Origin of the sequence: Sporolactobacillus sp. Y61 (genome assembly GCF_040529185.1) — a bacterium.
GTDB lineage: Bacteria > Bacillota > Bacilli > Bacillales > Sporolactobacillaceae > Sporolactobacillus.
This window is the reverse complement of sequence record NZ_CP159510.1, coordinates 584,218-610,809: the sequence shown is the minus strand read 5'-3', so window position 1 is coordinate 610,809 and position 26,592 is coordinate 584,218. Positions and strand designations below refer to the sequence as shown.

The following is a 26,592-nucleotide window of genomic DNA, read 5'->3' as shown; positions in this document are numbered from 1 at the left end:
GATTGTTAATCGTTCAGACAGCTAAAAAAAATGGACGCCATCCCTTCCGATATCTCAAGTACCTTTTTTGAACAGCTCATCCCAATAGGGACTTGAAGGATTCGGAGCTCGTGGATCAGATGCTTCCCTGGTCATCCACACTCCCCGAGACGTGTAAAATTCCTAATAACCTCAAATCAACTCATTAACATGGCTAAAGAGAAAATTAAGTAGCTATTCCCGCTATCAACCTAATCAGTAATAATACTCACTGCACACGTGTGTGTTATTTTTCCTGATCAACATCCCTGTAAATAACATCACTGGTTTTGATGCCACGATTACTTTACACTATTTTCTGTTGTGTTCACCAGGGAAGTAGTCCAGGATACATAACCCGTTTCTAACAGGATATATTCGGTTTTTACTTCCATGGTAAGGAAGGGGTCGCTGGCTCAAGTCCAGTTGGAAGCTTTCTCATAAAACGTTGATGCATCAAGGCTTTTAATCGATGGCTGACCTTGATGCATTTTTATTTATGCTGCCTGGTGACTAAATTGGTGACCATATCTTATAAAAATGATAAACCCACCTAAATGAGGTATGACATGCTATAATCAACACAGGCAATAGATGAAGCATATGAGCGGATGCGGTGACACCCTCTTGAAAGGGGGTGGGCCCATGCCAGTATTTCAAGCGATCACACTGATGATCAATTTTGGTGTGCTCGTCCTGATGCTGTCAGATAAAAAGAAATAATCCGTCTCATATGCTCTTGCAGGAGCTGAGACGGACGGTTGAAAAGCTGTTAAGTTAAAGCACTGCATCCGCTCTTATCGCGGATATTGCCATTCCGTCAGTGTTGACGCACTGGCGGTTTTATTTTATGTTCCCTGCGCTTTTATTATACCCGGTAAGGTGTAAAAGATGCAATGGGCGGGACTGCACCGCTCAAATTTAAGCCGAGTTGACTGTCGAAAATTAGAGAGCCGGCAGATCCGCCGAGCGAAGGGTTAAAACGGGGGCAGATTTGAAAAATAATGGTGAAAAAGGGCATAGAAACAGACGGTTAGGCTGATTTTCCTGTTGGCTTCTTTTCCTTCTTCACCTTGAACGGGTCCCCCTTGGGTTGTTTACACCAGTTCAAAATTGAGCACATTAATCCATTCCCCAAAATTAGAGACATGCTATAATCAACACAGGCGATAGATGAAGCATATGAGCGGATGCGGTGACACCCTCTTGAAAGGGGGTGAAGCCGATGACAGTATTTCAAGCGATCACACTAATGATTAGTTTTGGCGTGCTCGTCCTTATGCTGTCAGACAGAAAGAAATAATCCGTTTCATATGCCATTTGCGGTGGCTGAAACGGATCACTCTGTAAAATATTCGTTTAGCGCTGCATCCGCTATTATCGCGGATATTGCTATTCCGTCAGTGTTCACGCACTGACGATTTTATTTTATGTTCCCTATGATTTTATTATACCCGGTAAGGTGTAAAAGATGCAATGGGCGGGACTGTACCGCTCAAATTTGAACCGAGTTGACTGTCCAAAATTGGAGAGTCAGATCTACCCAGTGAAGGCTTAAAGCAGGGGCAGATTTAAAAAATAACACGAAAAAAAGTATACAAACAGCCGGTAAGGATGATTCCCTGTCGGCTTCTTTTTAACTTTTTCTTTCTTCACCTTGAACGTCCCCCAATTGGGTAGTGACATGCTATAATCAACACAGGCGATAGATGAAGCATATGTGCGGACCGCGACGCCCTTATAGATTGGGGGTGAAGCCGATGACAGTATTTCAAGCGATCACACTGATGATTAGTTTTGGTGTGCTCGTCCTCATGCTGTCAGATAGAAAAAAGAAATGATCCTTCATATGCCATTCGCAGTGGCGATAATTGAAGCAGACCATTCATGTTCATGTGTTTAATTCTTATTGCGCTGTTCCGCTCTATGCGGATATTGCCATTCCGTCAGCGTTGACGCACTGGCGATTTTATTTTATGTTCCCTGTGATCTTATTATACCCGTATCCTGAAGAAGAATGCAACGGGCAGAAGGTGTATACCGCTTAATCCCGCGATAAATGGTCGTATAGCTAATCTTCCAAAGAGATGATCCCGTTTCATCCACTGGTCAGTTTGCTCAGGAGACCATTGCTGATCGAGAATCAACCGTTGTACCCGGTCATGAAGTGCCCGATTGGCTAGCAGGGACTGCGGATGACAGTCCTTCCGTCGGGTACGGTAGCTCGCTTCGCCATGGACCGACGAGTACGCGCCATCACGCTGCTGATTACGTTTCAGCTTGCGGCTGATCGTAGCTGGTGATCGGCCCGGCAAGGCTGCGATTGAGTGTATGGATTTGCCTGAAATGACATGTTTCAGTGTGCTTCCCATTCAAATGGATGAAGATGGTGAAAGTGACTTATCGTTGTTCACCTGCTTTCGATAGTTTTCTCAAATCTGTACAGGAAGGCTCAGCGATGAGTCATTATATTTTCTAAGTGTAAATTCAAGGCTTATAAAAAAAATGTGGCTAAAAAAAGACTTTTCAGTAAAGACTTGACGAATGATAAAATGAATTTTAAGTTTTAGTAAAGGGGTTGATTTCTATGCAAACTATCGAGGATATAAAAAAATCGGGAACACCAGCAGTGAGAGACTACGTGAGTGAGGTGTTTGAAACGGTAAAACACCGCAACCCTTTTGAACATGAATTTCATCAGGCTGTTGAGGAAGTTTTCAACTCCCTCGTGCCTGTTTTGGAAAAACATCCAAAATATATGGAGCAAGGCATTTTAGAAAGAATTGTGGAACCGGAAAGAGCGATTTCTTTCCGCGTCCCCTGGGTAGATGATAGAGGTAAAGTTCAAGTAAATCGAGGGTTCCGCGTTCAATTTAACAGTGCAATTGGACCATATAAAGGCGGACTTCGCTTCCACCCATCTGTAAATTCCAGCATTGTTAAATTTCTAGGCTTTGAGCAAATTTTAAAAAATTCCTTAACCGGTCAACCAATTGGTGGCGCTAAAGGCGGCTCTGACTTTGATCCCAAGGGTAAATCTGATGGTGAAATCATGCGTTTCTGCCAGGCCTTTATGCAAGAGCTATATCGTCATATCGGACCTGATGTCGATGTTCCGGCAGGAGATATCGGCGTAGGGGGCAGAGAAATTGGTTTCCTGTTTGGTATGTACAAGAAGCTTCGCGGCAATAATGAACCGGGCGTACTTACCGGTAAGGGACTTACTTACGGCGGAAGCCTGGCAAGAACTGAAGCAACCGGCTATGGTGTTATTTATTTTGTTGAAGAAATGCTGAAGGATAAGGGTCTAAGCTTCAAAGGAAGTACCGTCGTTGTCTCCGGATCAGGAAATGTTGCCATTTATGCCATTGAAAAAGCGCAACAGCTCGGCGCTAAAGTTGTTGCCTGCAGTGATTCTAATGGTTATATCTATGATGAAAACGGCTTAAATGTTGAAACGATTAAGCAAATTAAAGAGGTTGAGCGTAAGAGAATTTACGAATACGTCAATGATCATCCACAAGCACAATACTTTGAAGGGAGCTCAGGCATTTGGTCCATTTCATGTGACATTGCCCTTCCTTGTGCAACACAAAATGAAATTGATGTAAACTCTGCACAAACCCTGGTATCAAATGGGGTTAAGGCAATTGGTGAAGGGGCTAACATGCCGTCCACTCTTGAAGCAGTGAATGTCTTCTTAAACAGTGGAGTACTATTTGCACCGGCGAAAGCTGCAAATGCCGGCGGTGTTGCGGTTTCAGCTCTGGAAATGGCTCAAAACAGTGCAAGACTGTCCTGGTCATTTGAAAAAGTTGACAGCAAGCTGCATGAAATTATGGTTAACATTTACCGTAACAGCGTAAAGGCTGCTGAAGAATACGGATACCCCGGCAACTTAGTAGTTGGAGCAAATATCGCCGGATTTACAAAAGTAGCTGATGCGATGGTTGCACAAGGTTTAATTTAATCAATCTTCTAAAAAAATCTCCTGAAAGGGAGATTTTTTTTATGTTCATCATTGCCTCTTACGTTTTTCTATCTTGAATGGTAATACAAACGATGGTTCACATCACGGAGGAAGTATCACGCGCCTGGCGAGTTCACATTTTTATCTTCTTGTTTCATTAGTTAGTGGATGCTGAATCAGACTGGTAAAAATCAGTCTTTTCCCCTATTTTGTAGCTAATCGTCAGGTACGTATCCTTGATTTTTATGACAAGTAAAAGGGCCAAAGAAAAAAGGCGTAAGACCGTATCGATATTCGCTATCGTGATCCCCATATCAATGGTGACTGCAATTGTTTCAGCGGTTTTGGCGCGTACTAAACCAGGACCGCACTTTTGCTTGATAAAAGCAAAACGACGTTCAATTTCCCCTCGACGATTTTCAGCGTCACGTGCTGCTGCGTTGTCGGCGCGTCGTTGCTTTTCATCAACGTTCTTGGGCTTGCGCCCGAGTTTGGGTCCGATAATCGCAATGCCTCGCTCTTTGGCAAACGCGATGTTTTCACGATTGCGGTACAGTTTGTCGGCTAACACTTCGTCAGGGTAATGATCGTGCTGTTCTTTATAGCGCTCAATGGCCTTTTGAAAGTCGGTACTTTCATTAAATGCGTTGAAATCGACCCGTTCGATTTCGATGATCCCGTCTTGAATCGAGGCATCAATTTTCGGACCAGACTCAGTGTTTTGTTTCGCCTTGCCGTGCTTGATTGGGCGCACGTATGGCTGGGACAGACTGACAATCCGATGATCCACTCGATGGGTCTTATTTCGGTACATGTACTCCTGCTGCGTAAACAGCTGCTGGATCGTGGTCAGTCGGCTGCGTTGTCTCTCTGTCAATTCACCGCCTTTTGCGCGCAGCTCTTCGACATAACGCAAGTCACGTCGCATGTATTGCAGTTGTGCTTTGACTTGGTGGCGCGTTTCTTTAGCTGTGCGACGGGACTTCTTGGTGAAGGTGACATACGCTTTATGTGCTTCCCGTTTGTACGTCCGTGGCATGGGGACGTGGAGCTGATGAGCCAGTTCCGTAATCATCTTTTCAAGGAAGGTGCGGGCCTGATTGAGTAATGAATGGTCCTTTGGAAAGCGAATGTTGACTGGCGTGACCGTGGCATCAAGGATCGTCGTCCGGTCGCTGCCCACGCTGCCTTGAAGCCGGTCTTTACACCAGGCGCCCATGATTTGACGCAACTGGGTACTGATGGGGGCGATCCGTTTCCGAAAATGTGTAAGGGCAGAAGGGTCAAAGGGTCGGCTGACCACGTACGTGGGACAACCGATGAAGTACTGATAAGCAGGCGTATCCCGAATGGCCTTGATCAAATCAGCATCGGAAAGGCCCGTGGACTGTTTAATGAGCTGGGCGCCAAACAGAAGCCGAAAGGGTTTGCACGCTCGGCCACGTGAAGACGGAAAAAGGACACGATAAACATCCTCCATCCGGGTCCACGGCAACTGATCCGCGAGCTGAACCCATTTATTTTCCGGGCTTAAGGAGACACCCAGTTCCTGACCGAAAGACTCTTTTGAAAGTTGAACCGTTTTTATCCGATAAACCATTCCAAGTACTCCATCTATTGAAAAATGCACAGAAAATCGCATCACAGTGCGTTATTTCATACATTTATTATTAGCCGAGAACACTCGTGACTTCAGCCATGAGATGAATCGGCGTATCTTCTCAATACTGTAATCACTAAATTGTTAAATGATCTGTTTTGTTCTTCGGCTATTTGTTCCAACTCTTTCTTTAAGTCTTTCTCAATGGTCAATAGTGTTCTTGTTTTGTTACTTGCTATCGTACCCATATCATTTCACCTCATAAATATAATAATATTTAATCATAATGTTTACAAGATAATGACATAATGATATATTATAGTTAAAGAAAAGAGGTGAAACAACAATGGTATTAAAAGGTTTAAAGTTAAGAATATATCCTAACAAAGAACAAAAACTTAAAATTAAATTAAACTTTGGCTATAACCGTTTTGTGTGGAATCAGATGTTAAACATGATGATTGAACGATACCACAACAATCCCGACTCTTCTTTTCTTAGCGCTTTTGCATTGAATAACATGCTTAAAGCCTTGAAGATGGAGTATCCATGGTTAAAAGATGCTGAGAGTACCAGTTTACAATGTACGAATCATGATCTGGTGGAAGCATATAAAAAGTTTTTCAAAGAACATACCGGTTTTCCAAAGTTTAAATCAAAGAAATATCCGAAACAAAGTTTTCAATCAAAATGTGTAGGTAAAAACATGAAACAAGTTAATACTCGACTTCGACAGTTTCTAGGTACACAAAAGTCCGAAAACAGGCGACAGGTAGCCTGTTTTCGGACTTTTAATTTTTATATGTGTGTATCTAGGATTTAAGGTCGATTCGACATATCTTTCGAGGGACCTTTATCCCAAGAGCCTTAATGATTTCATGCTGTTTTGCGGTGATTTCCGTCCTTTGATAGAAGTCTCCTTTTTTTGAAGAAAATTTGCCCAGAACCATCTGATCCATGGTATGTTTCAGTTTTGGCCAGGTTTCACCGGTCTTCAGTTCCGCCAGCCGAATAAGAAGCAGAGCCAGCCAGTTCAGTAAAACGTGCGTCTTAATCCGATCCTCGATCCGATGGTACATCGGTCGAAGACAGAGTGTAGACTTTAAGGTTCGGAATCCATTTTCTACAGCCATCAGGTTCTTGTATCCCAGCGCCACTTCTTCTGCGGACAGGGTGTCATCCGATGTTCGAATCAGGTATTTCCCGTCATAACGCGCCGCATCTCGAAGCGCCTGCCGATTAATTCTCAGCTGCCCGTCCTTCAGCTGGCGAAGATAACGACCATAAAGCTTATGTGACCGCAGGGTACAGGCCGCTTTGGTATGCTTCTTTTCAGGCAACTGATGTAAGTCTTCCAGAGCCATCTCCAAATCACGAACCAGTCGTTCCCGCTGTTTCTTATCTTTCTCTGCTTCTTTTGAGTTGTAGGCGAGGATAAAACGCTGCCGCTTTTCTCCGTCCCCGACGACAATCTCCTTAACCTCAAGATGGTTGCGAACCTTTTGATAACGTCCCTTGCGGGACATCGCTTCATCCACAATTTTCTTACCGGAACGCATGGGCTCACCAACAATATAATGCCCTCCGGCACGCTGCAGCGTCGTTAGATTGTCCTCCGTGGAAAAGCCACGGTCCATCACACTGATCACCCGTCCCAGCTTCCAGCCAACTAAATCCTTTTTGGCCTCTTCAACGACTGTTTTATCCGCCGTGTTACCTGGCCAGACCCAGCATCGGATGGGCAAGCCTTCCTTCGTAACGGCCATGCCGATGACCACCTGCAGCAGATCCGGACGTTTGTCTTTGGAATAGCCCAGCTTTCGCAGATTTTCCTTTTCCGGAGCTTCCTGGGGCTCAACCTCAAAGTAGGACGAGGTTGTATCAAAATAGATCAGGTCGACTTCAAGATTCAGTAGATTCGCTGTCGAAAAATAAACCTGTTCCTCCAGCTGGCTGCGCATTTCCAGGAGTAAATCCATGGCACGGTAAAACTGATGGACATGTGCCTCATTGAGTCCGGGCAGTGCCACTTCATCCTGTATCCACTCCTCAAGCCCCAGCTTGCTTGTTGGATCCAGAGCTCGATTGGCTACCATAGCGAAGATGAGTCGTTCGACGTCGATATCATGTTTACGACCCGCCAATAATTCATGAATGATCTGGTCCATGCTCAGCATTTTCCAGAGCTGATCCAGTGTCCAGACTCCACCCAGCCTTTTGGATGCTTTGAAAGCAAAATCAGCCGCCTGACCAATCTCAGACTGAGCCCGCAGGGCTTCTTCAGGAGAGAGATACCTTGAAATGCTTTCCACCAGCCGACGGAGCGCGTCAACATCCAGTTGATCCTCGCGACCGAACGAATAAATCACCCTTGCTTTGGCATATTTGGCCTTGGAATCCCACTCATTTTGAGCCAGCTGCAGATAGGCTACTGTACGACCATCTTTATTTTTTCGAGAAACCCTTCGTAAGTACATGCCTATATTATATTACAGGTGAGTTTCAACATCAAGCATAGTTATCCACAGATGTGTGCCTATGGATAACTTTTGGATGACCTATTATGCACATGTGGATAATTTAAATAAATCCCTAGAACAAGGGATTCTTTTAATCGCTCACTTGAAAGATTGTGCCTACAACTGTCGAAGTCGAGTAATAAACATCATGTTAAATTACCGAAATTAGGAATTATGAGATTCAAAGCAGGAATTAAAATTCCTGAAAAAATTAAATCAGTAACTGTTCGTCTATCACCAACAGGAAAATATTATGCTGTGCTGCTTGTTGAATATGAAAAGCAAACATTCAACAAAACAGGAAGGCAATTAGGTATTGACCTGGGTGTTGCCGATTTAGTCATTGGATCTGATGGTATTAAGTTCCCTACCATTCGTTTTGACAAAATCTTAGCCAGGAAGAAACATTACTGGGAGAAACGGTTAGCTAGACGTAGATTGCAAGCTCAGAAAGAAATTGCATGGGATAAGCATAATAAGGTACTTAATCCCAGATGCCTTGATGACTTTAAAAATTATAAAAAAGCCAAATTAATGGTTGCTGAATACAATGAGAAAATGACTAATCAACGCAATGACTATCTCCATAAAATTACAGTGCAATTAGTTAAAGATAATGATGTCATTGTCATGGAAGATTTGAAAGCAAAAAATCTTCTACGCAATCACAAATTATCCAGAGCAATTGTTAATCAATCCTGGCGGGAAATGAGACGGATGCTTGAATACAAATGTGCATGGTGTGGTAAAACATTAGTCATTGTCAATCCCTATAAGACATCACAAATATGCTCGGAATGTGGTTATGATGACGGAAAGCATACGTTAGACATAAGGGACTGGACATGCCCTGGCTGTGGGCATCATCACGATAGAGATATTAACGCAGCAAAGAATATTCTTCGGCTCGGGACGAGCCTTGGTAAAAGAGTTGTGACCTCTGCCTGAACGTTAGGTAAGTGTGCAATGTTCCCAGAAGCACACGACTTGAGTCGTGTGAGGTTCACTATACAATAAATATGAGATTAACGGTTTAAATATAAAGCATTTTATTGAGCCCACTATTTGGGCTCCTTTTTCTAACTCCAATATAACGTCCCCTCTTTTAAAAGCATGACTTTCATTGGCGATGCTGTTGTTCCGACGGGCGGGCTCTTTATCGCCGGTTATTTCTCAGACTGGGTGCTTACCTGATCGCCCAACCGAATCTTGTGACTTTATCGTCGTACCGGCAAGGCAAAACGATATACTTTCTTTACCTGTAAAAAAAGCAAGCCCTTCTTATGAGAATGAATGCTGACAATACTTTTGAATGATTGCATTAACTTGCGCGAACTGTGTATAATAACATTAGATCAAGGCAAACTAAATCCGCCAGTGCTTGAACACTGGCGGCATGGCAATATCCGCGTTGAGCGGATGCAGTGCTTCATCAACATTGCGTATTTTACTACGGTCCGTCTCAGCTCCTGCTAGAGCATATGAGGCGGATTATTTCTTTCTGTCTGACAGCATCAAGATAAGCACTCCAAAACTGATCATAAGTGTCATCGCTTGAAATACTGTCATTGGCCCCACCCCCTTTCACAAGGGTGTCACCGCATCCGCTCATATGCATCTTCTATTGTCTATTTGAAATTATATCACGGAATGTACGTTCGTTTCTTCAAAATCATCAGTTATTATGCCACTCTTTTTTTAGAACTGTTTTTTTAGAAAATCCATTAATTCATTAATTTCCAAACACAGACGAATGATTGCATCGACTCGCGCAAACTGTGTATAATAATAGTAGATCAAGGCAAAATAAATCCGCCAGTGCTGCTAACACTGACGGCATGGCAATATCCGCGTAGAGCGGATGCAATGCCTTCTAGCTAAATCGTTTCTAACCGATCTGCTTCAGCTCCTGCAAGAGCATATGAAGCGGATTATTTCTTTCTGTCAGACAGCATCAAGATAAGCGCTCCAAAACTAATCATAAGTGTTAGCGCTTGAAATACTGTCATTGGCCCCACCCCCTTTCACAAGGGTGTTACCGCATCCGCTCATATGCATCTTCTATTGCCTGTTTGAAATTATATCACGGAATGTATGTTCGTTTCTTCAAAATGGTCAGTTATTATGCCACTCTTTTTAGGATTGTTTTTTCTGCCGCTTCGTACAGCCTCACATGTATACGTATTCAATGATTTTTAGTGTAAGAAAAATCGGGCAAAAAGCGCCCGGTCCTTCGGTTGCTCGCTTTCCGCGGGAACACCGGACAGAAAACCGAATGACCCGGACAACTTCCCGGCGGAACGGGACAAGTCGCCAAATAGAACCGCGAAAAAGACAACTGTGCGCCTGACCGGAACAAAGCGGGCGTCGAACGGGACAATTTCGCCCTCCTTTGCTCCAGATACCGTTTTGAATCATCAACCTTGTCTTGAACAGACATTTCTATTTCAAAGCATTCTGGTTCCTCATTATTTTTATCTGGTTAATTGTTAAAGAAATACGGATTATACTTGTGCTCTATTTTAAATAAAGTCATTAATTTGTCGTTCGAAATTAATGACTGTTCGGAAAACCTCATGAAGAGACATCTCAAAAAGTGTTTGAAATTAATACGGGTAGTTAAATAATCTCTCATTTCTGCAGAATGTGCGGGTACATCAGGTTCATTCAATTGAACAGAATCAAGCCAGTGAAGCAAGTCTTCATGTGGTATTTTTTTATACTTGATCAATGAAATCAGAACGGTCGCAAGACGCTCATCTTCCTCTGCATCAAAAACGTGAGGAGCATGGAATAAAAGAGCCTGCACACTTTGCAATAAGAGTGACCGCTCATTTTTTGTTAAAAATCTGCTCCTGGCGCATTCATCGATTGCATCGCTGATATGTGCAGGTGCATGTGCCCAGCCTTTCCGGTAACGAAGCTACGATAATCCCTTTCCAGATTACAATAATGAGCGATGGATTGGACAACTTTTTTGAATTCATCCTCTTTCAAAAAATGCTCCGTGTTATCACGGTACAGAATCAACGCAATCAGTAAAGAAGAAAAAGACCGAAGAAAGACGGTGTCTGATTCCGGATTCCCTGCCTGGCAAAAAAGCATTTCTGAGGAGGTTGCCTGCTTAAGCATAAGATGCAGCTGTTCGGACCCTAACAGTTTTTTTTCAATAATCCATTCACAAAGAATACCATAACCCAGGTCATCTCTCAGCTCGCTATCTGTTGCACCCAGTGCCCTCATGACAAGTTCTGCTGCTTCCTGTTCGTTGAAACCGGCAGGGATGGAGAATTGATGATCACGAATCTTGACTAATTGTTTCTTTAACTGCAATTCTTCACTTCTCAAGAAATCACCCTCAAGTTTAATAAAATGCTTGCACGGTCTCTTAACAAAAGGGGATTTAATTTTTCTCTGCAGTCATGGCAGATTATTTCAGGCAAGACAACAGTATCCTCATGTTTGTTGCTAATCACTTTGCTTTTTCATCAAACACATCAATCGAAGTTTCCCAGCCATGATAAATAAAAACTGCTGTAACTCTTTCACTACGATCAGGTAAGTACTCTTTTTATGGAATGCCATTTATCATACCTGTTTCACCCTTCATTGGGATTCATCAACTTCGTTTTCACTAACGGTTTCTTTTGGCGTGCTTGTCCATCAGATAGAAAAAAATAATCCGCCTCATATGCCATTCGCAGTGGCTTTGATTGAAGCAGACCATTTTCCGAAAATGTAAGTTTTGATTGAGACGCTGCATCCGCTCTTATCGCGGATATGGCCGTTCCGTCGACGTCCGAGCATGATCTTATTATACCCGTATTCGGAAGTAAAGTGTAACAGACGGCAATGAAAAGGCTGATCATTGTCCATGACACGACAGACAGACTGGAACCAGGTGCATAGGCCATACAGCTCTTCTGTCATGCAGAAAAATCCAGACTATGACGATATGAAATAAAAAAGTTCATAAAAATGTCACAATTCTATTGCAAGCCGGATGCAATATAGGTACAATCTAGATACAATCAAATCATGTAAGCGCTTTACAAGAATAGGGAAGGAGAAGTGACTCATGCAGTGGGCACAAAATTATAATCCAACGGGGAACATGGTTCTATCCTTTGTCCTGGCCTGTATTCCCCTGTTATTTTTTTTCTGGTGCCTGGCCATAAAGAAGATGAAAGGTTATCAGGCCGGACTTCTGACTGTTGGGATTGCTGTTGTTGAGGCAGTTATCGTTTACAGGATGCCGGTGGATCTGGCACTGAAAGCCACGTTCTTTGGTGGTTTGCAGGGGTTATGGCCGATTGGCTGGATCGTCATTACGGCCGTCTTTCTTTACGAACTGACTGTTGCCTCAGGAAAGTTTCAGGTGATCAGTGATTCGATTGCATCGATCACGGAAGATCGGCGTCTTCAGGCGTTATTAATTGCTTTTTCGTTTGGTGCTTTTCTGGAAGGTACAGCAGGTTATGGCACCCCGGTGGCGATTGCCGGCGGGCTGCTTGCCGGTCTTGGTTTCAATCCTTTTTACGCTGCCGGGCTGTGTTTGATTGCGAATACGGCTCCAGTTGCCTTTGGCGGGGTCGGGATTCCGATTCTGACCTCTGCCCAGGTGACAGGGATAGATTCCCTTTCGTTAAGCCAGATGGTTGGGCGTCAGGTTCCCTTCTTATCATTTTTTGTTCCATTCTGGCTTGTCTTCATTATGTCAGGCTGGAAGCGAACGATGGAAGTGCTCCCGGCTGTGCTGGTCAGCGGTATTTCGTTTGCCGGTACCCAGTATCTGACAGCCAACTTTTTGGGACCGGAACTTCCGGATGTCACGTCATCCATCGTCAGTATGGTCTGTCTTGTCCTGTTATTGAAATTCTGGCAGCCCAAATCACTTTTTCGTTTTAAAAACGAAATTCATAAATCGGAAGCGGGACGCGATGATTCCAGGCGTGTGCATTCTTTTGGGCAAATTTTGCAGGCCTGGTCGCCCTTCGTCTTACTTGTTGCGGTGATTTGTATCTGGGGCGGTTCAGAGACCATCAAAGCTTTTCTGAGTAAGGCAACGTTGCTTTTGCCAATCCCCGGGTTTGATCAGATGATTGCCCAGGTACAGCCGATTGTGGAGCAGGTCACACCTTATGGGGCCGTTTATAAGCTGGATCTGCTTGCAGCAACAGGTACGGCTATTCTGGTGACCTGTGTGTTAAGCAAGTTCCTGGTTGGGATCAGCTGGAAGAAGTGGGGCACAACCTTCATCATGACGGTTAAAAAGCTGTCATTTCCGCTTCTTATGATCGTTTCCGTCCTTGGTTTTGCCTATATTGAGAACTATTCCGGAATGAGTGCGACGCTTGGTCTCGGGCTGGCATCCACCGGAATGGTGTTCCCGTTTCTGGCGCCTTTTATCGGCTGGATGGGTGTTTTCCTTACTGGCTCGGATACCTCATCGAACGCCCTGTTTTCCAATCTGCAGAAAGTTTCAGCGAATCAGATCGGTGTGGACCCGACGCTTCTGGTCGCCGCTAATTCAACAGGTGGTGTCGCAGCCAAAATGATCTCGCCTCAGTCGATTGCCGTAGCAACAGCGGCGACCGGGCTGACAGGCAAAGAAGGTGATCTGTTCCGGTTTACCATTCTGCACAGTCTGCTGTTCGTCGCGATTACCGGAGTCATCACGCTGCTTCAGGCTTACGTGCTTCAGTGGATGATTCCATGACCACCGTGCAGAATGATGATTACTTATTTGCTGCTCACCGATTGTTTCGGCTGATGCGCGCGCGTTCTTCTGCCGGTGATGCCCGACCAGAGGGTATATATCCCGATGCCGAGCAGTGCTCCGGCAGTGTTTAACAGAATATCATCAATGTCCGTGCTTCGGTTCATACCCATCGAAAACAATCGAAAATAGAGATTGTGAAGAAACTGGATGAATTCAATGGCAAAGGTACATAGAAAAGCGTACAGCAAAGCCTGTTTCCAGTTCTTCGCCCACTTAAAGTAAAGCAGTGAGAAGCCGAGCGGTGCAAGCATCAGCAGATTGCCGGATAGCTGGTAACCTGCTGCCCCTGCTGCCGGCCATTGCCCAATCTGGTCGATGATCGTCCTGAATGGAATCAGATTGACCGTGGAAAAAAGGAATTTCAGGTGTTCAGGCGAGAAATCATGGTTCTGTAAAAAGGTGAACCCGACGAAAAAAACGGTTTTTTGGTACAGAATACAAAAATATACGGTAAAAAGAATCCCCACGATCCAATCCAGGACGGAGTGAAGAGACGTGCGTCTGTAAAGCAAAATCAGACAGCTTATGATAAGTGTTAAATTCAACCATTCATCAAGATTTGGATAGAGAAAACTGTATCTGTATAAGTAGAGTGGAATAAGTAATAACAGGTATTTTGCCATGGGTTCCTCCTTTATCGATGATCGGCTGCGGGCCGTCTATATCCATTCAACACGATAACGCTCTGATAAGCAAGGACAGCTCCCGGGCGTGCCAAGAGATGACGGATCATCCGGATGTTGAAGCAGAAGGAGAGCCATGAAAAGATGGCTGTGATGTGAAAAAGAGAAATGAGATAGAAAAAGGCTTCGGTGTGACCGAAGTCTTTTTTGTACTCTGAAAAAAGTCACAAAACGCTCATAAAATGAAACGGCTTACAAAAGTATAACAGACGCACTCATGCTACTATAAACATATTGACTGCTGTTTTTCCAGGCAGCCGGAAGTTCGACGTAAAGAAGGGAAGAAGTTGAAACAACAGAAAGTGATTGTGATTGGTGCCGGCATTTCCGGCCTGGCAGCCGCGTACTATGTGAAGAAAAACCAACCGCAGGCGCATGTCGTGCTGCTGGAAGCTTCGGGCCGGATCGGAGGCAAGATTAAAACCATTCATCGTGATGGATTCCTGATTGAATGCGGGCCGGAAGGTTATATGGCGCGCAAGCCGACGCTGACCCGCCTGATCCAGGATATCGGACTGGGCGACCAGTTGATCCGGTCACAGGCAGGGACTTACTACATCTATGTCAATCACCGGCTCAGGCAGATGCCCAGGGGATCGGTGATGGGGATTCCGACGAAACTGCTTCCTATGGTAACCACAGGACTGATCAGTCCGATCGGCAAGTTGCGTGCCGCTCTGGATCTCGTCATTCCACACGTCTATAAAGACCAGGATATTTCCCTGGAGGAATTCTTCCGCAGAAGGCTTGGCCGTGAAGTCGTCATGAATATGATCGACCCCTTGCTGTCGGGCATCTATAACGGCTCTTTGTCGGATATGAGTCTTGAAGCGACCTTACCCCAGTTCGCCTCGATTGAAAAGAAACACAGAAGCCTCATTTTAGGAATGAAGAGTATACGTCCGCCTGAACAGGCAGGTGCGCCAAAGAAGACGGCGGGACGTTTTCTCTCGCTGTCATGCGGGCTGGACAGGCTGGTCGGTAAACTGGCTTCCTTTGCAGATGAACTGAAACTGAATACACCTGTCCGCCGCGTGACGCCCGGACGGGTTTTCCTTAAAGATGGCACGCAACTTGCAGCCGACGCTGTGATTCTGGCCGCAACGCCGGATCAGTTCGGACCGCTTCTTGACTTTCCTGAAGCGTGGCGTCTGTCCGGGGATAAAAGATCAACAACGGCAACGGTTGCGCTGGCATTCAGGAAAAGTGATGTCGCCCAATTGAACGGGACAGGTTATGTCGTCTCGAAAAAAGAAGGCCTGAATATTACAGCCTGCAGCTGGATGGACCGCAAATGGAGCTATACGGCTCCTGAGGGATATGCGCTGGTCCGGACTTATGTCGGCACACCTGAAAATCCGTCAATCGTTGAAAAGAGTGATGAAGAAATAGAACAGGCCGCCCTCCATGATCTGAGAAAAATCAGTCGGATGGGTACGCCGCTCTTCTCGGTCATTACACGGCAGATCGATAATATGCCGCAATATACGGTGAACCATAATCAGCGTATAAAGGCCTTTGAGAAGGCTCTTCAGAATATGGACGGGGTGTATACCTGCGGCGCTATGCTGCATGGCGTCGGGCTGCCGGACTGTGTGGATGCTGCTATGCAGGTAGCCGGTCAGGCTGTCGCTTATTTAAATCGAAAAGATAAGAAAGCGGTGAACAAATGATAATACCACGGGATTATAATCAGGACCCTTTTATTGTAATCTGGGAAGTGACCCGGATGTGCCCGTTTCACTGCAGACACTGCCGGGCGGCGGCTCAGCTTCACCCCTATCCCGGAGAACTTTCGACAGAAGAAGGGAAAGAACTGATTGATCAGATCTACTCGATGAAAAACCCGCTGCTTGTTTTTTCCGGAGGAGATCCGCTGATGCGCGACGACATCTTCGACCTGGCCGCTTACGCTTCGGGAAAGGGTATGCGCGTGTCGCTGACCCCTTCAGCCACGCCGCGTGTGACCAGACAGGCGGTTCGGCGCTCCCAGGAAGCGGGGATTGCACGCTGGGCATTTTCACTTGATGGACCGGATGCCGCCTCACACGACACATTCCGGGGTGTAAAAGGTATTTTCGACCGGACCATGAAGGGTATCTCTTATCTGAATGAACTGGGCATTAAATTTCAGATCAATACAACGGTGACCCGATTCAATGCCGACAGGCTGCCGGAGATGGCAGAGCTGATGAAAGCCTGCGGCGTTTCGGTCTGGACGCTGTTCTTCCTTGTGCCTGTGGGACGGGGCAGGGAGCTTGAACCGGTCACACCGCAGCAGCACGAAGAGATTCTGCACTGGGCGTTCAATCTGCAGGAGAAAATGCCCTATATCGTCTCCACAACGGAAGCCCAGTTTTACCGCCGGGTTGCTTTTCAGGAAAACCGGCGACGCAGGGCACTCGGATTGAAACCGATCGGCAGACCGCATGACGATCTGGCAAAAGCACCGCGCGGGACGAATGATGGAAATGGTTTTGTGTTTATCAGTCACACAGGGGATGTTCAGCCATCAGGATTTCTGCCGATCAATTGCGGGAATATCCGGAATAAGCCGCTTCCGGACATCTATCGGAATCATCCGGTTTTTAAAGCGCTTCGCGATCCAGATTCGACAAAAGGAAAATGCGGGGTCTGTGAATTTCGCTTTATCTGCGGCGGATCCCGGTCGCGGGCTTATGCGGTAACCGGTGATTATAAGGCATCTGAGCCATACTGCGTTTACTTGCCGAAACGATACAAAGAAGCAGGTGCCAGGTGACTTCAGGTTCGCAGGATATTAACTGATAAAAATCAGACCTCAGAAGTAGAGAGAAGTGTACCGGAGTACGATGTGACCGGAGCTGCGTCAGACCTATAATCAATAATGAAGTAATGAACTTCCCCAAACTGGATCTCTTAGAGAGATCTTTTTTTTACGCCTTGTATCAGAAACTAATCCTCTCGCGATGGCATGAAAAAAACGGGAGACTGCATCTGATACAGTCTCCCGTTTTCTGAAACAGACCGATTATGATCTGACATGGACTTCATGAGCGTGTGCCGGATGTTGGGCCACTTTTCTCTGTTCCGCAAGTCTGGCTTCTTTGTTGTCTGAATAGAGCTGGACGCAGGATCCGGTAAGAATCAGCAGAATGCCGGCCAGGACATTCGACGTGATGGCTTCACTCAGTATCAGAAGAGCAAGAACCGGTGCGAGTGCCGGTTTAATGAAAAAGACAAGCGAAGCCGTTGAAGCCGAAGTTTCCTCCATGGCCAGAAAATAGAAACTGAATCCAAGCCCGGTGACAAAGACACCGAGATAAATCAGCGTCGGGAGTGTGCCCCAGGATATGCCCTGAAAGACCGGAACGTTGCTGAATGCACCCAGTCCCACACTCTCAAGCCACCGGCTGACCGGATCTATTTTTGTGATCAGCATCAGGACGAGTAATTCCATACTTCCGGCCAGAAAACTGAAACTGCTCTGTACGATGCCGTCATAGTGGAATTTCAGGCTCCCTTTACGACCGACCATCCCATAAAGAGCGAAAGTGACGGCAGCGATCAGGGACAGAGAGATACCGAGCGGGTTCGTCAGATTCTTCGGATTGACGATGAAGATCATACCCGCAAGACTGATGGCAAGTGAAAGGATCGTCAGCTTCGTCAGTTTCTCTTTCAGGAAGAAATGGGCAAAGAGTATAACGAAGACGGTGTTGCAGCTGAATAGAATGGCGACCGTCGATGCCTTTGAATACACAATAGCCATCTGGAAAAAGGTCATGCTGACCACAACGCACATAAATCCCGAAAACATAAAGTAAAGCACATTGCTCCGGTTAAGCGAAAATCCACTTCCTTTTAGATGGCGGACAGCCAGTGGAGAAAGGATGATGGATCCGATCAGGAAACGCAGGAAATTAAGCTGAAGCGGATTGAAATCTGTAGCCACCAGTTTAATAGCAATTTCCATCGTACTGAAAAACAAAGCCGAAAAGGCGATAAAAATATATCCCTTTTTCATATACACAACCTCTATTATCAACGAATTCAGGTGATCTGATCGCATAGTGAGCCGCGAAAGACCGGCTTGGACGAAATAATGAAAACGTTACCAAATAATACTTATTATGTTTAATTATGCAAACTTTAATATAACGCAGATATTAATAAAATGTAAGGGGGTAATTGTGACGGTCTGCTTTGTCACATCCGGAAATTTATGGACAGACGAGTCATCGCCCACATGAAAATCTGCTTTCATAATCTGTCCGTCTGATTTAAAATAGAGAGAGAAACAGATCTCCTGAGGCATGAAAAAAATGTCAGAGGCGGTGATTGATCATGCTTTTTAAGAAAATACTGGTTTCCTATGATGATTCAGATCTGTCTAAAAAAGCACTGAAAAAGGCGATTGAAATTACCGAACTGGACGGACGTACCGTACTGGATGTGCTCCATGTGGTCACGGTACCGGCCAACCAGTTTATTGTCGGTGACGTTTACCGTGAAGTGCGCGAATCGACATTTAAATATGGAAATGAGATCGTGTCGAAAGCAGACAACCTGTTGCGCAAGCTCCCGAACAGCACACATACGTTTGTCGAGGAAGGTCAGCCTGTGCGTGCGATTCTGACATTCGCAGAGGAAAACGGATATGATCTGATTGTGATCGGCAGCAGAGGGTTAAGCGGTGTTAAAGAGTTTCTGGGAAGTGTCAGTCATGGTGTTGTTCAGCGGTCTAAAGTACCGGTATTGATTGTCAAATGATCCGGCAGGTCAAAGAATTCTGAATGATCAGGCACTCCGAAAATGATCGGAGTGCTTTTTTTGATATAAGAACGTACAGAAATTCTATGGATGATTGTATAAGAACAACCAAAGCGTGCCTGACGAAAGAGTCCGGGCTCCGCAAAGTTCTCTGAGGCGTCATGCCATAAAGAAAAGCGAATGAAGGAAAGATGGAGCATGAGTGAAAAAGATGTGATCAGACAGACGAAGCGGCCTGTAACGCGGTCCAGCCTGGTCAGTGATCTGAGAAAAATTGGCTTGAAAAAAGGGATGACGGTGCTCGTCCATACATCCATGAGCCGGATTGGCTGGGTGTGCGGCGGTCCTGTGACGGTGATTGAAGCTCTGCAGGACGTCCTGACGTCAGAAGGCACGCTGGTCATGCCCGCACACAGTGGCGATGTTTCAGACCCGGCTGACTGGGGAAATCCGACCGTACCGCAGAGCTGGATTTCAACGATTTACCATGAGATGCCTCCATTTGACCCGCTTCGGACACCGACACTCGGTATGGGCCGCGTGGCAGAAACATTTCGCATGTTTCCCGGCGTCCGGCGGAGCAGTCATCCGATCTATTCTTTTACGGCCTGGGGAGCCGGACGGGATCAGATTGTTTCCGGGCACGCGCTGAATGACGGACTGGGCATGGATTCTCCCCTTGGCAGAATCTTCAACAGGCAGGGATTTGTCCTCCTGATCGGGGTTGGCTATGGAAATAATACGTCCATGCATCTCGGGGAATATCTGTCAGGGACATTGAAAGAGGTCAGGCGGAAAAGTCCCGTCCTGCAGCATCATGAAAGGCGATGGGTCACTTACAGAGACTGGGATTATCATGAGGAACGATTCGCAAAAATCGGTAAGCAGTTTGAGAGCAGTCAGTCTGGTCCGAAGCAGCTGTCTGCAGGTAAAATCGGTCAGGCGGATGCGCGGCTGATGTCTCAGCCGGCCATTGTCAAGTTTACTGCACATACACTGAAAAAACAGTAATTTTACAAGATCTTTATCAACGATCAACTCCTTCTATATACTGGCCGTTTATTCTGAAAATGAGGAATAAAAGCAGAGAAAACGGGAATCATGGTATGAGAAATCCGGACAGGAGCTGAGATCATGGAGATCAGGGGATATCGGGAACATCAATTAACCAGAACGGATCAGGAACGTCATGAGGAAACCGTCCGTCTGAACCGTAAATTACTCTTGACTGATTGTGCGCTTGCTATCTCAATCATCATTAACGTCAAACTGATTTTCGGGTAAGCGGATAACGCAGTCGGAACAAGGGTGGGAAATTGTGGTATCCCTTCATTGTTCCTTTTTATTGTGACTGTTTTGTGAGATGATAGGTTTATTAGTTTTTAAAGAATTTTGAAGATAGACAGGAGTACAGTGATATTGAAACTCAAAAGATTCATGGGAATGACGGCAGCGCTGCTCCTTTCTCTGTCCGCATGCACCACAGCTCCGCAATCTCATCAGGAGCCGGATCATGCGTCGCAGTCGGCTGAAAAATCAGCAGAAAACCGGTCTTCTCAAAGTCAGGAAGCAAGCCCGTCTACACAGGATCATGAAATGTCTGCGATGAATCAGAAGGGGATCCATGTTGTCGCCGATCCGGACAGCTCTCTGGTTCTTGTTAATAAATATTTCAAGCTGCCTGACAGCTATGTGCCAAAGAATCTGGTTGATGCCCGGGTTCCCTTCATTTTTTCCGGAAAATCTGAGAAAAGGAAAATGCGCCAGGAAGCGGCACATGCGCTTGAGCACATGTTCGCCGCAGCAGAGAAGGAAGGGATCCGGCTGACAGGCGTCTCGGCTTATCGTTCTCATCGGACGCAGGTCTCTCTTTTTAATTATTATGTGAACAAAGATGGAGAAAAAAAGGCATTGACGTACAGCGCACGCCCGGGAACAAGCGAACATGAAACCGGCCTTTCCATTGATGTATCAGGACGTAACGGCCAATATGCGGCAACTGAAGCTTTTGGCAGGACACGGGAAGCGGCCTGGCTCACGCAGCATGCGCATGAATATGGATTTATCATCCGTTATCCGAAAGGGAAAGAATCCATTACCGGTTATGAATATGAGGCGTGGCATCTGAGATATGTCGGACGTTCCGCTGCAACCACTATATTTAAGAGAGGACTTGCGCTTGAAGAATATCTGGGCGACGTCCCGGTTTCAAAATAATCACAGCCAAAGCCTTTCGCTCATCCATCTCTTTGCCCGTGTCATGGGAGCGGTCGAAATGAGCAGGGTGGTAAATGTTCTGTGAGGTGGCGAGACGGGATTTCTGCTTTTCGGGATAGGTGTAAAACAGGTATAAAGGCAGGGAATGTAGAACAGACTGATAGAGCCTGGTAATATTCAGAAAATATAAGTTTTTATATTTTACTTTACAAGCCTGTCCATTCTAGATATAATAAAGAACGTCGATTGCGAAAGAAAAAGGATATGGCCCGTTCGTCAAGTGGTTAAGACACCACCCTTTCACGGTGGGTTCATGGGTTCGAATCCCGTACGGGTCACCATGGAGGATTAGCTCAGCTGGGAGAGCGTCTGCCTTACAAGCAGAGGGTCATAGGTTCGAGCCCTATATCCTCCATCATTTCGCCGGTCTAGCTCAATTGGTAGAGCAACTGACTTGTAATCAGTAGGTTGGGGGTTCAAGTCCTCTGACCGGCACCATAGTTTGCAGCGCTTACCGTGGAGGGATAGCGAAGTGGTTAAACGCGACGGACTGTAAATCCGTTCCCTCAGGGTACGAAGGTTCGAATCCTTCTCCCTCCACCACTTATACCTGTGGGCCATTAGCTCAGTTGGCAGAGCATCTGACTCTTAATCAGAGGGTCGAAGGTTCGAGGCCTTCATGGCCCACCATATGATGCGGGTGTGGCGGAATTGGCAGACGCGCTAGATTCAGGTTCTAGTGCCCTTTACCGGGCGTGGAGGTTCAAGTCCTCTCATCCGCACTTTACTTTATTTATTAAAATGGGTGGCATTTTTATACACCCTTTATTTTGCGGAAGTAGTTCAGTGATAGAACATCACCTTGCCATGGTGGGGGTCGCGGGTTTGAATCCCGTCTTCCGCTCCATATTATGGGGCCTTAGCTCAGCTGGGAGAGCGCCTGCTTTGCACGCAGGAGGTCAGCGGTTCGATCCCGCTAGGCTCCATCGGAGAATATATGAACGAAGCGATCATTTTGCCGAAGAAGCAAAATGATCGCTTTTTTGTTGTGGTACAAAAAAGCTTATGCGATTTCAGCCGGCGAATGTTTTATTGTTTAAAATGTAATTTTGCGAAATTAAAATTTTATGTTGCAAAATCTATTTTCCCATGATATATTTATATCATCAAAAACGTAATTTTAGAAAGGCACGGTGTTTATGAAAAAATTAAGTGAGAGGGTTGAGCTGGTCAGCGGCTCACCACAGTTTCGGCTCACTGAAAGTTTCGATGAACAGGCACCGCTCTACTATTTTTACAGTCAGACCGATTTATCAGATGATCTGGTTGGCATGGTTTCGCCGGATAACGACAATAAACAAATACGTACAAGGGATAAAGTGAACACGTTGCACGCCGGGGATGTTGTATTCAGTCTGACTTCAGGCACCGCTTCTATGGTAAGAAAAGTTCACGAAAATTATCTCTACACGCAAAATTATGTGAGGCTCGATCCAGAGAATCACATCGACTCGAAATATCTGGTTTATCTGCTTAATGAAAATAAGACCATCCGAAAACAATTGATGATCGGACTGCAAGGTTCACAAGTATTGAAATATACGTTGAGGCAGCTTAAAGAACTTAAAATGCCAAAGCTTCCATCAATCGAAAAGCAGAAAAATATCGGAGAGGTCTATTTTAAACAGCTACGTTTGCACGCGCTGCGAAATCGCGTGGCAGAATCTGAGAAGGTCATTCTTTTAAAACGGTTAGAGGAGGCTACTTATGATGAATGAAACCCGATTTGAAACGGAACTGATTCAGTATATAACCAGTGGAACCATTACAGCGCCTGAACACTTAAAAAGAACGGGTGATTCTGCAGTTCATGAAAAACCGCTTGATTACGTGGTTAAAACGAAACTCTGGAAATATGAACCGCAAATCAAAACGACAGATCAGCTTTGGGCTAATTTTAAAGCCATTCTTGAACAGCATAATCATAACACGCTTGATCATCCGCTAAGTACTGTTGAATTTAATCAGGTAAAGAAAATCATCTCCGACCTTAAAACGCCTTATGAAGCGGGGCAATTCTTATACGGTTTAAACGGTGTATCGCAAATTGAGATTGATCTGGATGATGGGCGACATGTCTTCTTAACCGTATTCGATCAGAAACAGATTGGGGCAGGCAATACCGTCTATCAGGTAGTCAATCAAATTGAACGGCCGGCGGTCATTACCGGTAAGCCAAATCGCCGTTTCGATACGACACTTATGATCAACGGTTTACCGATTATTCAGATTGAAGAGAAGCGTGAAACGCATGATGTGAATGAAGCACTGAATCAAATGCATCAATATGCTGATGAAAATCAATACCGCGATATTTTTTCAACCTTGCAGATTTTAGTTGCGATCACGCCAAATAATGTCAAGTATATGGCCAATACAACGGCCGATAAATTCAATAAGGATTTTGCATTTAACTGGCAGCGTAAAAGCGACAATACCATCGTACGAAACTGGAAAGAGTTTGCGGATTCCATGCTTAGCATTCCAATGGCCCATCAAATGGCGACGAATTATATGATTCTGGATGGGACGAAAAATAAGCAGATGCTTAAAGTCATGCGTCCTTACCAGGTATATGCTACGCAAAATGTTATTGAAAAACTGAAGCACATTGATTTTGAACTTGGAATGAACAAGGTCGGTTACATATGGCACACAACGGGTTCCGGTAAAACCATCACAAGTTTCAAAACCGCATGGCTTGCCAGTCGCATGCCTAAAGTGGATAAAGTCGTTTTTGTTGTTGACCGAATCGCCTTGACGAAACAAACAAATGAAAACTATCAGGCATATGATCCGGACAGCACAGAAGATGCACTTGGAAGTGTTCAAAATACGGATAATACCAAAGACTTAAATCGCAAACTCAAAAGTAAAGACAATAACATCATTGTGACCAGTGTTCAAAAGCTCGAGACACTTGTTAAGCGGGCATCTTTCAAAGCGCCTGATAAAAACATCGTCTTTATTGTCGATGAGGCGCACCGGTCTACGGGTGGAGAAAGTTTCGCAAAGATTCAAAAAGCGTTCAAAAAATCAGCATGGGTGGGTTATACCGGAACACCAATGTTTGATGAGACGACGACCGGACTTCGTACAGAAGACATCTTCGGCCCGCTGCTTCATGCGTATACGATTCGTGAAGCCATTGCCGATCGAAACGTCCTGGGCTTCAAAGTTGATTTTGAAACAACCATTGACGAAGAGCAGATGAAGAGGGAATACTTACCGAAATTCTATCGTGAGCGTTATCCCAAATGGACAGACGCGCAAATCAAAGACAAGATTAAAAATTTGTCGCAGGAAGATATGGACGATGCAGTTGAACCAAGCTTCTATGATGAAAACCCGGATCATGTTCGATTAGTGGTTGAAGATATTTTCAAGAACTGGCGTAATCGTTCAAATGAAGGCAAATATAACGCCTTATTAACGACGCATGTAGGGGGTGGCAAAGCAAGTACGCCCATGGCGATGATGTATTTCAACGAATTTCAGCGTGTCAATGCTGAACACAGGAAGAATGGCGGCCAAACGCTGAAAGTTGCAGTGACCTTCAGCCTCAATGCTTCTAATAATGACAATATGCTTCCGACCAATCAGGGCCTGCATGATGCAATCAAAGCCTATAATGAAGAATTCGGCACGTCCTTTGGTATGGATGATGTCTCCGGGTACACGCAAGATGTGACGAGTCGTTTGAACAAGTCGGCAACGGATAAGAATTACCTGGATCTTGTGATTGTTGTCGATCAGCTCTTAACGGGTTTTGATGCACCGGAACTTAATACGCTTTATGTGGACAGAACACTTAAAGGAGCAGGACTTATTCAGGCCTACTCCAGAACAAACCGTATCGCCGACATGCAGGAGAAACCTTGGGGACGCGTGGTCAACTACAGATGGCCGGCACAAAATGAAAAATTGATGAATCGGGCACTTGCCATATACGCCAATAAAAATTCAGCCGATTTGTCAGACGATGATCGGCGTCGGTTTAATAAAAAAGAGGGGCTCACCGCTAAGTCATTTGAAGAAGTGTTTAATGAAGTGAAAAAAGTTGTCGGAAAGCTTAGCCAGTTAACCCGTGAATTTCAACAGCTGCCGCCATCAGAAAAGCAAAAAGAGGATATGCTCAATTTGTTACGTGATTATCATGCCGGTATGGCAAAGCTGAAACAATACGACCCTGATGAAGTTAATGGTGAAAAAACAGGGTTTGATTATGATCACCCTGATGAATTGATTGAAAAATTAGGTATGACTTCTGAACAGGAAACGATGCTGACAACCGTTCTGACAAACGAATTGAAGCAGCATATTTCTAAGGAGAAAAAAATTCCCTTATACGAAATTGAACTAAAAATGACGCACGTCAAGGATGTTAAAATCGATTATGATTATTTGACAGAACTGGTTGAGCGACTGTTGAACCAGGTTCACGAGGGACAGACTGAAGCAGCCCGGGAAACGCAGGAGAAGATTAAACAATTTGCGAATGGTCTGGATGATCGAAACTATGCGTCCAGGATTATCAATGCTGCGTTTGCGATTATCAAAGGTCATTTCCCGCCGAATGGGGCTGATTTCACATATCCTGTGAAACTTTCTGACAGCGAACAAATCATTCAACAGGCAAACACGATCAGTCTGGACCGGATGTTTTTAGACTTCCGCGTTAAGTGGGGGATTACGGATATTATTACAAGCAGCCAAATGCGTGAGCTGTTCAGTCGCCATCGCTATGGTTTACAGGACCTGGACGATACCGGTCAGATACGAGATATTATCGCTCAGGCCAGCACTAATTATAAGACCATGGCACACGACGGAGCCATCCAAAAACTTTCAAAAATCAAGTACCGTAATAGTTTACGTGAAGCGATCTATGAACTCGCTGATGACCTTGTAAAATATTGATTTTATTGCGGGCTCAGCAAGAGAGGGTTGAAAGTGAAAACCCGGTTTTGAATCTAAGACGACAAAAGAGA

The 26,592-nt window shown here is 45.2% G+C and carries 23 protein-coding genes, 8 tRNA genes and 1 pseudogene; 23 read left to right on the top strand and 9 right to left on the bottom strand.

Going from position 1 to position 26,592, the window contains the following annotated elements; all coding sequences use genetic code 11:
- Positions 1-612 precede the first annotated feature (612 nt).
- From ABNN70_RS02990 to ABNN70_RS02980, 3 genes are all read left to right on the top strand, one after another.
- A complete protein-coding gene (locus ABNN70_RS02990) occupies positions 613-741 on the top strand; it encodes a putative holin-like toxin (RefSeq protein ID WP_353948734.1) in 129 nt (42 codons plus the stop codon).
- Between the two features lie 502 nt (positions 742-1,243).
- Positions 1,244-1,321, top strand: coding sequence for a putative holin-like toxin (locus ABNN70_RS02985; protein ID WP_353949366.1), 78 nt, complete (start codon positions 1,244-1,246; stop codon positions 1,319-1,321).
- Positions 1,322-1,727: 406 nt separating this feature from the next.
- Complete coding sequence (locus tag ABNN70_RS02980) at positions 1,728-1,859, top strand: putative holin-like toxin (protein ID WP_353948733.1); 132 nt, start codon at positions 1,728-1,730, stop codon at positions 1,857-1,859.
- Positions 1,860-2,012: 153 nt separating this feature from the next.
- On the opposite strand, the gene ABNN70_RS02975 is transcribed toward ABNN70_RS02980, so the two are convergent.
- Positions 2,013-2,390, bottom strand: coding sequence for a hypothetical protein (locus tag ABNN70_RS02975; protein WP_353948732.1), 378 nt, complete (start codon positions 2,388-2,390; stop codon positions 2,013-2,015).
- Between the two features lie 215 nt (positions 2,391-2,605).
- Here ABNN70_RS02975 and gdhA point away from each other — a divergent pair, with 215 nt between their 5' ends.
- Entirely contained in the window at positions 2,606-3,988 is a 1,383-nt protein-coding gene (gene gdhA / locus ABNN70_RS02970; protein ID WP_129930881.1) for an NADP-specific glutamate dehydrogenase, read from the top strand.
- Between the two features lie 157 nt (positions 3,989-4,145).
- Here the strand turns inward: gdhA and ABNN70_RS02965 are convergent, their stop codons facing one another.
- Entirely contained in the window at positions 4,146-5,588 is a 1,443-nt protein-coding gene (locus ABNN70_RS02965; RefSeq protein WP_353948731.1) for an IS5 family transposase, read from the bottom strand.
- Positions 5,589-5,680: 92 nt separating this feature from the next.
- A complete protein-coding gene (locus ABNN70_RS02960; RefSeq protein WP_353948730.1) occupies positions 5,681-5,836 on the bottom strand; it encodes a hypothetical protein in 156 nt (51 codons plus the stop codon).
- A gap of 98 nt (positions 5,837-5,934) precedes the next feature.
- Between ABNN70_RS02960 and ABNN70_RS02955 the strand changes: the two genes are divergently transcribed.
- Positions 5,935-6,411 carry a transposase gene (locus ABNN70_RS02955; protein WP_353948729.1) on the top strand — a complete coding sequence of 159 codons (477 nt, stop codon included), beginning with the start codon at positions 5,935-5,937 and terminating at the stop codon, positions 6,409-6,411.
- Here the strand turns inward: ABNN70_RS02955 and ABNN70_RS02950 are convergent.
- On the bottom strand, positions 6,401-8,065 hold the full coding sequence (locus ABNN70_RS02950) for an IS1634 family transposase (RefSeq protein WP_353948728.1): 1,665 nt from the start codon (positions 8,063-8,065) through the stop codon (positions 6,401-6,403). The two genes, ABNN70_RS02955 and ABNN70_RS02950, sit on opposite strands and share 11 nt — an antisense overlap.
- Positions 8,066-8,218: 153 nt before the next feature.
- Here ABNN70_RS02950 and ABNN70_RS02945 point away from each other — a divergent pair, with 153 nt between their 5' ends.
- Entirely contained in the window at positions 8,219-9,055 is an 837-nt protein-coding gene (locus ABNN70_RS02945; RefSeq protein ID WP_353948727.1) for an RNA-guided endonuclease TnpB family protein, read from the top strand.
- Between the two features lie 543 nt (positions 9,056-9,598).
- Here ABNN70_RS02945 and ABNN70_RS02940 read toward each other — a convergent pair.
- From ABNN70_RS02940 to ABNN70_RS02930, 3 genes and pseudogenes are all read right to left on the bottom strand, one after another.
- Positions 9,599-9,676 carry a putative holin-like toxin gene (locus ABNN70_RS02940; protein WP_353949365.1) on the bottom strand — a complete coding sequence of 26 codons (78 nt, stop codon included), beginning with the start codon at positions 9,674-9,676 and terminating at the stop codon, positions 9,599-9,601.
- A 362-nt stretch (positions 9,677-10,038) separates the two neighbouring features.
- On the bottom strand, positions 10,039-10,116 hold the full coding sequence (locus tag ABNN70_RS02935) for a putative holin-like toxin (RefSeq protein ID WP_353949364.1): 78 nt from the start codon (positions 10,114-10,116) through the stop codon (positions 10,039-10,041).
- A gap of 473 nt (positions 10,117-10,589) precedes the next feature.
- A pseudogene (locus tag ABNN70_RS02930) lies at positions 10,590-11,212 on the bottom strand (DUF2785 domain-containing protein).
- 973 nt (positions 11,213-12,185) lie between these two features.
- On the opposite strand from ABNN70_RS02930, the gene ABNN70_RS02925 reads away from it, so the two are divergent.
- The gene (locus tag ABNN70_RS02925) at positions 12,186-13,826 is read left to right on the top strand and encodes a lactate permease LctP family transporter (RefSeq protein WP_129930305.1); all 1,641 of its coding nucleotides are present in this window, start codon (positions 12,186-12,188) and stop codon (positions 13,824-13,826) included.
- A gap of 23 nt (positions 13,827-13,849) precedes the next feature.
- On the opposite strand, the gene ABNN70_RS02920 is transcribed toward ABNN70_RS02925, so the two are convergent.
- The gene (locus ABNN70_RS02920) at positions 13,850-14,512 is read right to left on the bottom strand and encodes a VanZ family protein (RefSeq protein WP_129930304.1); all 663 of its coding nucleotides are present in this window, start codon (positions 14,510-14,512) and stop codon (positions 13,850-13,852) included.
- A 347-nt stretch (positions 14,513-14,859) separates the two neighbouring features.
- Between ABNN70_RS02920 and hemG the strand changes: the two genes are divergently transcribed.
- Both hemG and ABNN70_RS02910 read left to right on the top strand, forming a co-directional pair.
- A complete protein-coding gene (gene hemG / locus ABNN70_RS02915) occupies positions 14,860-16,245 on the top strand; it encodes a protoporphyrinogen oxidase (protein WP_353948726.1) in 1,386 nt (461 codons plus the stop codon).
- The gene (locus ABNN70_RS02910; RefSeq protein ID WP_129930302.1) at positions 16,242-17,333 is read left to right on the top strand and encodes a TIGR04053 family radical SAM/SPASM domain-containing protein; all 1,092 of its coding nucleotides are present in this window, start codon (positions 16,242-16,244) and stop codon (positions 17,331-17,333) included. Before hemG ends, ABNN70_RS02910 begins: the two co-directional genes overlap by 4 nt.
- 249 nt (positions 17,334-17,582) lie before the next feature.
- Here the strand turns inward: ABNN70_RS02910 and ABNN70_RS02905 are convergent, their stop codons facing one another.
- Positions 17,583-18,578 (bottom strand): DMT family transporter, encoded by a 996-nt coding sequence (locus ABNN70_RS02905; RefSeq protein WP_353948725.1) that lies wholly within the window; start codon positions 18,576-18,578, stop codon positions 17,583-17,585.
- A 320-nt stretch (positions 18,579-18,898) separates the two neighbouring features.
- Between ABNN70_RS02905 and ABNN70_RS02900 the strand changes: the two genes are divergently transcribed.
- The 14 genes from ABNN70_RS02900 to ABNN70_RS02835 all read left to right on the top strand — a co-directional run bounded on the left by ABNN70_RS02900 (position 18,899) and on the right by ABNN70_RS02835 (position 26,521).
- Entirely contained in the window at positions 18,899-19,324 is a 426-nt protein-coding gene (locus ABNN70_RS02900; protein WP_129930300.1) for a universal stress protein, read from the top strand.
- A gap of 198 nt (positions 19,325-19,522) precedes the next feature.
- Complete coding sequence (locus ABNN70_RS02895) at positions 19,523-20,335, top strand: AAC(3) family N-acetyltransferase (RefSeq protein WP_353948724.1); 813 nt, start codon at positions 19,523-19,525, stop codon at positions 20,333-20,335.
- Positions 20,336-20,458: 123 nt separating this feature from the next.
- Complete coding sequence (locus ABNN70_RS02890) at positions 20,459-20,608, top strand: hypothetical protein (protein WP_353948723.1); 150 nt, start codon at positions 20,459-20,461, stop codon at positions 20,606-20,608.
- 135 nt (positions 20,609-20,743) lie between these two features.
- Complete coding sequence (locus ABNN70_RS02885) at positions 20,744-21,541, top strand: M15 family metallopeptidase (protein ID WP_353948722.1); 798 nt, start codon at positions 20,744-20,746, stop codon at positions 21,539-21,541.
- 266 nt (positions 21,542-21,807) lie between these two features.
- Positions 21,808-21,882: transfer RNA gene (locus ABNN70_RS02880), tRNA-Glu, on the top strand.
- Between the two features lies 1 nt (position 21,883).
- Positions 21,884-21,956, top strand: a tRNA-Val gene (locus ABNN70_RS02875).
- A 7-nt stretch (positions 21,957-21,963) separates the two neighbouring features.
- Positions 21,964-22,039, top strand: a tRNA-Thr gene (locus ABNN70_RS02870).
- 20 nt (positions 22,040-22,059) lie between these two features.
- Positions 22,060-22,144: transfer RNA gene (locus tag ABNN70_RS02865), tRNA-Tyr, on the top strand.
- Positions 22,145-22,155: 11 nt separating this feature from the next.
- A tRNA-Lys gene (locus ABNN70_RS02860) sits at positions 22,156-22,231 on the top strand.
- A gap of 6 nt (positions 22,232-22,237) precedes the next feature.
- Positions 22,238-22,323, top strand: a tRNA-Leu gene (locus ABNN70_RS02855).
- A gap of 50 nt (positions 22,324-22,373) precedes the next feature.
- A tRNA-Gly gene (locus ABNN70_RS02850) sits at positions 22,374-22,448 on the top strand.
- 6 nt (positions 22,449-22,454) lie between these two features.
- Positions 22,455-22,527: transfer RNA gene (locus tag ABNN70_RS02845), tRNA-Ala, on the top strand.
- 213 nt (positions 22,528-22,740) lie between these two features.
- Positions 22,741-23,319, top strand: a complete 579-nt coding sequence (locus ABNN70_RS02840; RefSeq protein ID WP_353948721.1) for a restriction endonuclease subunit S — start codon at positions 22,741-22,743, stop codon at positions 23,317-23,319.
- The gene (locus ABNN70_RS02835) at positions 23,312-26,521 is read left to right on the top strand and encodes an HsdR family type I site-specific deoxyribonuclease (RefSeq protein WP_353948720.1); all 3,210 of its coding nucleotides are present in this window, start codon (positions 23,312-23,314) and stop codon (positions 26,519-26,521) included. The genes ABNN70_RS02840 and ABNN70_RS02835 overlap by 8 nt, the downstream gene beginning before the upstream one ends.
- Positions 26,522-26,592: the final 71 nt, after the last annotated feature.